At 64.3% G+C, this 6,249-nt stretch carries 7 protein-coding genes; 4 read left to right on the top strand and 3 right to left on the bottom strand.

The annotated features are described in order from the left end of the window. The 4 genes from SAS01S_RS15610 to SAS01S_RS15595 all read left to right on the top strand — a co-directional run. Positions 1–371: NAD(P)H-dependent flavin oxidoreductase (locus SAS01S_RS15610; protein WP_174544977.1), on the top strand; the 371-nt coding region annotated here is incomplete at its 5' end. Then, positions 368–1,102 (top strand): hydroxyacylglutathione hydrolase, encoded by a 735-nt coding sequence (gloB, locus tag SAS01S_RS15605; RefSeq protein ID WP_066810459.1) that lies wholly within the window; start codon positions 368–370, stop codon positions 1,100–1,102. The genes SAS01S_RS15610 and gloB, both read left to right, overlap by 4 nt. A gap of 42 nt (positions 1,103–1,144) precedes the next feature. Further along, complete coding sequence (locus SAS01S_RS15600; RefSeq protein WP_066810458.1) at positions 1,145–1,567, top strand: hypothetical protein; 423 nt, start codon at positions 1,145–1,147, stop codon at positions 1,565–1,567. A 4-nt stretch (positions 1,568–1,571) separates the two neighbouring features. After that, positions 1,572–1,964 carry a DUF6491 family protein gene (locus tag SAS01S_RS15595; RefSeq protein ID WP_245656933.1) on the top strand — a complete coding sequence of 131 codons (393 nt, stop codon included), beginning with the start codon at positions 1,572–1,574 and terminating at the stop codon, positions 1,962–1,964. Between the two features lie 21 nt (positions 1,965–1,985). Here SAS01S_RS15595 and SAS01S_RS15590 read toward each other — a convergent pair whose 3' ends face one another. From SAS01S_RS15590 to hslV, 3 genes are all read right to left on the bottom strand, one after another. Further along, entirely contained in the window at positions 1,986–4,097 is a 2,112-nt protein-coding gene (locus tag SAS01S_RS15590; protein WP_066810453.1) for a S9 family peptidase, read from the bottom strand. A 65-nt stretch (positions 4,098–4,162) separates the two neighbouring features. Continuing rightward, entirely contained in the window at positions 4,163–5,461 is a 1,299-nt protein-coding gene (gene hslU, locus SAS01S_RS15585) for an ATP-dependent protease ATPase subunit HslU (RefSeq protein WP_066810451.1), read from the bottom strand. A gap of 181 nt (positions 5,462–5,642) precedes the next feature. Continuing rightward, a complete protein-coding gene (hslV, locus tag SAS01S_RS15580; protein WP_439646846.1) occupies positions 5,643–6,203 on the bottom strand; it encodes an ATP-dependent protease subunit HslV in 561 nt (186 codons plus the stop codon). Positions 6,204–6,249: the final 46 nt, after the last annotated feature.

The raw sequence follows: 6,249 nt of genomic DNA, 5'->3' as shown, positions 1-6,249 counted from the left end.
CGGGCGCGGCGGCGGTGCAGGTCGGCACCGCCTATCTCCGCACGCCCGAAGCGACGACCAGCGCGGTGCACCGCCGGCGGCTGGCGGAAGCCGGGCCCGAAGATAGTGTCTTCACCAACCTGTTCTCCGGTGGACTCGCGCGCGGTCTGCGCAATCGGCTGATCGAAGCGCTGGGGCCGGTCAGCGAACTTGCCCCGCCCTTTCCTTATGCCAGCGCCGCGCTGGCGCAATTGCGCGCCAAGGCTGAAGCCGACGGCCGCGGCGACTATTCGCCGCTATGGGCGGGGCAAGGCGTCCGGCTCGCCGGCGACGAACCCGCCGAACAATTGACCGCCCGGCTCGGCGCCGCGGCGCTGGAAGGAAGCAGATGAGCAAGCTCGACATCGTCCGCGTTGCCGCGCTGAGCGACAATTACATCTGGCTGGTCCACGATCCCGACAGCGGCGAGACGATGGTGGTCGATCCCGCCGAGGCCGATCCGGTGCTGGCCGAGGCGGACAAGCGCGGCTGGACGATCAGCGCGATCTGGAACACGCATTGGCACCCCGACCACACCGGCGGCAATGCAGCGATCAAGCAGGCGACCGGCGCCCCGGTGATCGCGCCGGCTGCCGAGGCCGCGAAGATCCCCACCGCCGACCGGCTGGTCGCGGAAGGCGACACGGCGACGCTGGGCAAGCATGTCGCGACGGTGATGGAGACGCCGGCGCACACTGCCGGGCATATCACCTATCATTTGGCCGACGACGCGGTGGCCTTCACCGGCGACACCCTGTTCGCGATGGGATGCGGCCGCTTGTTCGAAGGCACCGCTGAGCAGATGTATGCCAATCTGCAGCGGCTGGCCGACTTGCCGCCCGAAACGTCGGTCTATTGCGCGCACGAATATACGCTGTCGAACGCGCGCTATGCGTTGGTCGCCGAGCCCGACAATGACGCGATCGCCGGTCGATTGCGCCAGGTGGAAAAGATGCGCGAGCGTGGCGAGGCGACGGTGCCGACGACGATCGAACTGGAACGCGCCACCAATCCGTTCATGCGCGCACAATCGGTTGAACAATTTGCCGAAAGGCGGGCCTCTAAGGATGTATTCCGCGGCTGAACCGGTGTAGGATCGAGCCGAGGGGATGCGAAGGAGCCGCATATGCGTAACCGTATCTTTCCGCTCGCGTCGTTGTCCGTCGCGGCAATCGCGCTGTCGTCCTGCGCGATGACGCCCGCCGAGACCGCCCGCGCCGCCGATGCCAAGGCGGCGACCCAGGCGGAGTTGGGCAAAGAACTCGCCGGGCTGACGCCGACCGAGACCAGGGACTGTATGGACAATTACCAGTCCTCGTCGCTCAAGGCCTATGGCGGGACCCTGGTCTATAGCGTCAGCAAGTCGCTCAAATATGTCAACGATACCGGCGGCGGCTGCGAGGCGGTCGAGCGCGGCGACATCCTGGTCACCACGTCGCCGACCGGGCGGCTGTGCCGCGGCGATATCGCACGCACGGTGATGCCGACGGCGCGGGTTCCCTCGGGCAGCTGCGCGTTGGGATCGTTCGTCACCTATCGCGCGAAGTAACGTCATGCGTATCGTGCTGATCCCCATCGCCGCGCTCGGCCTGCTTGGCGCCGCCGCACCCGCCGCCCCGCGGCAGGAAACCATCGAGAGCGCACTTGCCGGACGGATCGCAGGCAAGCCCGTCGATTGCGTCGACCATTCGCGGCTCGACGGCCCGCAGGTGATCGATGCAAAGACCATCATCTATCGCGAAAATGGCCGCCGTATCTGGCGAAACGACCTGATCGGAACTTGCCCGGGGCTCAGGCCGACGGACACGCTGATCGTCGATGTATTCGGCAGCCAGCTATGCCGCAACGATCACTTCCGCGCGCTGACGCCCGGCTTGACCATCCCCGGCCCATACTGCCGGCTGGGCAGGTTCACGCCCTATGACAAGCCGGCTAAGGCGAAGTAGCGGGCGGAAATCCGCTGGCGATCAGCGGGGAATACCGAGCTGTTGCAGCATAAACGCCTCGTATTCGGCGCTTTGACGGTAGCGTTCGAACCGGCCCGATTTGCCGCCATGGCCTGAGCTCATGTCGACGCGGAACAGCAAAGGGTTGGCGTCGGTCTTGGTCGCGCGAAGCTTCGCGACCCATTTGGTCGGCTCGTAATATTGCACCTGGCTGTCCCACAGCCCGCTGGTGACGAACATCGCCGGATAGCCTTGCGCGCGCACGTTATCGTAAGGCGAGTAGCTCAGCATGTAGTCGTAATATTTCCGATCGGCTGGGTTGCCCCATTCGTCATATTCGTTGGTCGTCAGCGGAATGGAGGCGTCGAGCATCGTCGTGACGACGTCGACGAACGGTACCTGGGCGATGATTACGCGGTAATCCTGTGGCGCTATGTTGGCGACCGCGCCCATCAGCAGCCCGCCGGCGCTGCCGCCGATCGCCGCGACCCTGCCCTTTGCGGCATAGTGTTTCGCGACGAGATCGCGCGTCACGTCGACGAAGTCGGTGAAGGTGTTCTTCTTGTTGAGCAAATGGCCCTGGTCGTACCATTTGCGCCCCATTTCCTGTCCACCGCGGGTGTGCGCCAGCGCGACGACCATGCCACGGTCGAGCAGGCTCACCCACAATGGCGACCATGAGGGATCGCTCGAATAACCATAGCTGCCATATGCCATCTGCAGCATCGCGGCGCTGCCGTCCTTCGCCAGGCCCTTGCGATAGACCAACGACACCGGAACCTTCGTGCCGTCGCGTGCGGTCGTCCACACGCGTTCGGTCACGTAATTGGCGGGGTCGTATCCAGGTGTCTCGACGCGTTTGAGCACGCGGCGTGCGCCGGTCGTCGCGTTCACTTCGTAAGTGATAGTCGGCGTGGTAAGCGAGTTATAGGTGTAGCGCAGCCACGGCGTCGTGGTTTCCTCGTTGGCCGCGATCGCCATAGCATATGCCGGCTCATCCGACTTGACCGGGCTCGACTTGCCGGCATTCGACAACAGCCGCAGCCGTTTGTTGCCGCCCGCCCGTTCCTCGATCGCGACAAAGCCGTCGAACGGCTTGAATCCTTCGATGAAGACGTCCGGATTGGTCGGTACCAGATCGGTCCAGGCGACGCGGCCGCGCGGGGCCACGGCATCGGCGACCTTCATCAGGCGATAATTGGGCGCCTGCCAATTGGTGCGGATCAGCCAGCGCCCGCCGATATGGTCGGAATCATAAAGGAAATCGCGCTGACGCGACGCGATTGGACGAAAGGTCACGGGAGCTGCCGCGGGCGCACAGCGTTGCTCATCGCTGACCGTGCTGTGCGCGGCAATGCAGACGTAGCGATCGTCGCTGGTCCGCGAGAGGCCGATATAGAAACTGGTGTCCTTTTCCTCATAGACCAGCCGATCGGCCGCCGCCGGCGTGCCCAGGACGTGCGCCTTGATCCGCGTCGACAACAGAGTGACCGGGTTCTTCTCGACATAGAAGATGGTCTTGTTGTCGTCCGACCAGACCAGGTTCGGCTCGACATTCTCGACCATGTCGTCGAGCGTCTTGCCCGTCGTCAAATCCTTGACCCGGAGCACATATTGGCGGCGACCGACAACATCCTCGGGATAAGCGAGCAGGCGATTGTCGGGGCTGACCGTTGGCGGACCGATCTGGAAAAAAGTCTTGCCGGTCGCCATTGTCGGCTCATCGAGTATCACTTCCTCGGGCGCAGTCAGGCTGCCCTTGCGCCGGGCGATGATCGGGTAGTTCGCGCCCTTTTCGAACCGCGAATAATAGAAATAGCCGTTCTTGCGATAGGGGACGGAGCTGTCGTCCTGCTTGATGTGACCAACCGTCTCATCGAACAGCTCGCCCTGCAGCTGCTTGGTCGACGCGAGCATGGCGTCGGTATAGTCGTTCTCGGCCTTGAGATAGGCAAGCATGTCGGGATTCTTGCGCGTGTCGTCGCGCAGCCAGTAATAATCGTCCTGACGGATTGCGCCGAACGGCGCCTTCACGTCATGCGGCTTCTTCGCCGCGACCGGCGGCTGAGGCAGCGATTGCGCGCCCGCCGCCCCGGCCAATGCTGTCAACCCGATCAGCCCGATGCGTCGCATTGATCCCGCTCCCCCCGAAATGTCCGCCACGAGGCTAACGCGGCGGACACAAAGGGCAAGCGGGGTTACAGAACGAAGCGGCTGAGGTCGGTGTCACGCGCGATCGAGGCGAGTTGCTTGTCGACATAGGCCGCGTCGATCGTCAGGCTGGTGCCCGACCGGTCCTCGGCGTCGAAGCTCACTTCCTCGATCAGCTTCTCCATCACCGTCTGCAGCCGACGCGCGCCGATATTCTCGACCGCGGCGTTCACTTCGGCGGCGATCTTGGCGACCGCGCGGATGCCGTCGTCGGTGAAGTCGATCGTGACGCCTTCGGTCGCGATCAGCGCCTTATATTGCTCGGGCAGCGACGCCTTGGTGTCGTTGAGGATGGCGACGAAATCGTCCTCGGTCAGCCCCTTCAATTCGACCCGGATCGGCAAGCGCCCTTGCAGCTCGGGAAGCAGGTCGGACGGCTTGGCAACATGGAACGCACCAGACGCGATGAACAGGATATGGTCGGTCTTCATCGGCCCGTATTTGGTCGCAACCGTGGTCCCCTCGATCAACGGCAGGAGGTCGCGCTGCACGCCCTCGCGGCTGACCGATCCGCCGCGCACGTCGCTGACAGCGATCTTGTCGATCTCGTCTAGGAACACGATGCCGTTGGATTCGGCATCGATCAGCGCGACCCGCGCGACGTCTTCCTGGTCGAGGCGCTTGTCGGCTTCCTCCTCGACCAATTTGTCCCAAGCCGAGGGGACAGTCAGCTTGCGGCGCTTCATCTGGCCCTGGCCGAACGCCTTGCCCATCATCTCGCCGAGATTGATCATCCCGACCTGGCCGCCGCCCGGGATCTCGAACGGCATTTGCGGCGCTGCCTCGAGCTCGATCTCGATCTCAGTTTCGTTCAGATGGCCGTCCTTGAAGCGCTGGCGAAACGCCTCGCGCGTCGCGGTCGAGCTGTCGCGCCCGGTCAGCGCGTCGAGCAGGCGATTCATCGCCGCCTCCTCAGCCTTGTCCTTGACCGCAACGCGGCGGCGCTCCTTCTCGAGCCGGATCGCTTCCTCGACCAGGTCGCGGGCGATCTGTTCGACGTCGCGGCCGACATAGCCGACCTCCGTGAACTTGGTCGCCTCGACCTTGACGAAGGGCGCGTCGGCCAGCTTGGCCAGGCGGCGCGAAATCTCGGTCTTGCCACACCCGGTCGGGCCGATCATCAGGATGTTCTTGGGCGTCACCTCGTCGCGCAGATCGGCCGACAGCCGCTGGCGGCGCCAGCGATTGCGCAGCGCGACGGCGACGGCCTTCTTGGCGTCGGTCTGGCCGATGATATGCGCGTCGAGTGCGGCGACGATCGCCTTGGGAGTCAGTTTGTCGTTCATGTTCTTCTTCTTCAGCCCCTCCCCTTCAGGGGAGGGGTAAGGGGTGGGGGATATCTCGTAGAGTGGGTCGCTTGTGACTGCCCCACCCCAACCCCGTTCGGGTTGAATAGTCCCCCCGGACTATTCAGGTTGTGCCGGGGGCACAACCGGCCCCGAACGCCTGAAGGGGAGGGGCTTAGGTTCAGGTTGCGCTGTCGAGGCTCTCCACCGTCAGCCGGTCGTTGGTATAGACGCAGACTTCGGCCGCGATCTTCATTGCCTTGCGGCAGATCGTTTCGGCATCTTCCTCATATTCGACCAGCGCGCGCGCGGCGGCGAGCGCGTAATTGCCGCCCGATCCGATCGCGGCGATCCCCGCCTCGGGCTCGAGAACGTCGCCGTTGCCGGTCAGGATCAAGGTCACGTCCTTGTCGGCGACGATCATCATCGCCTCCAGGTTGCGCAGATATTTGTCGGTCCGCCAGTCCTTGGCGAGTTCGACCGCAGCGCGCATCAGCTGGCCGTTGGCGCGTTCGAGCTTGGCCTCGAGCCGCTCGAACAGGGTGAAGGCGTCGGCGGTCGCGCCGGCGAACCCGCCGATCACGCTGCCGTCGCCCAGGCGGCGTACTTTCTTGGCATTGGGTTTCATCACCGTCTGGCCGGCGCTCACCTGGCCGTCACCGATGACGATCACCTTGCCGTTCTTGCGCACGGAGAGAATTGTCGTGCCGTGCCACGTCATCTTGTCGCTCATGCCCGCCATGTAGTCATCGGTTGCGCCGGCGCAACATCACGCTCCCAGTGGCGGC

Source organism: Sphingomonas asaccharolytica NBRC 15499, assembly GCF_001598355.1.
In the GTDB taxonomy this organism is placed as follows: domain Bacteria; phylum Pseudomonadota; class Alphaproteobacteria; order Sphingomonadales; family Sphingomonadaceae; genus Sphingomonas; species Sphingomonas asaccharolytica.
The sequence above is the reverse complement of the archived record's forward strand: the minus strand, read 5'-3'. Positions and strand labels throughout refer to the sequence as shown.

Bases quoted from the DNA above. Each gene is read 5' to 3' on its own strand.
- gloB (WP_066810459.1), top strand. From the start codon at position 368: ATGAGCAAGCTCGACATCGTCCGCGTTGCCGCGCTGAGCGACAATTAC.
- SAS01S_RS15600 (WP_066810458.1), top strand. From the start codon at position 1,145: ATGCGTAACCGTATCTTTCCGCTCGCGTCGTTGTCCGTCGCGGCAATC.
- SAS01S_RS15595 (WP_245656933.1), top strand. From the start codon at position 1,572: ATGCGTATCGTGCTGATCCCCATCGCCGCGCTCGGCCTGCTTGGCGCC.
- SAS01S_RS15590 (WP_066810453.1), bottom strand. From the start codon at position 4,097: ATGCGACGCATCGGGCTGATCGGGTTGACAGCATTGGCCGGGGCGGCG.
- hslU (WP_066810451.1), bottom strand. From the start codon at position 5,461: ATGAACGACAAACTGACTCCCAAGGCGATCGTCGCCGCACTCGACGCG.
- hslV (WP_439646846.1), bottom strand. From the start codon at position 6,203: ATGGCGGGCATGAGCGACAAGATGACGTGGCACGGCACGACAATTCTC.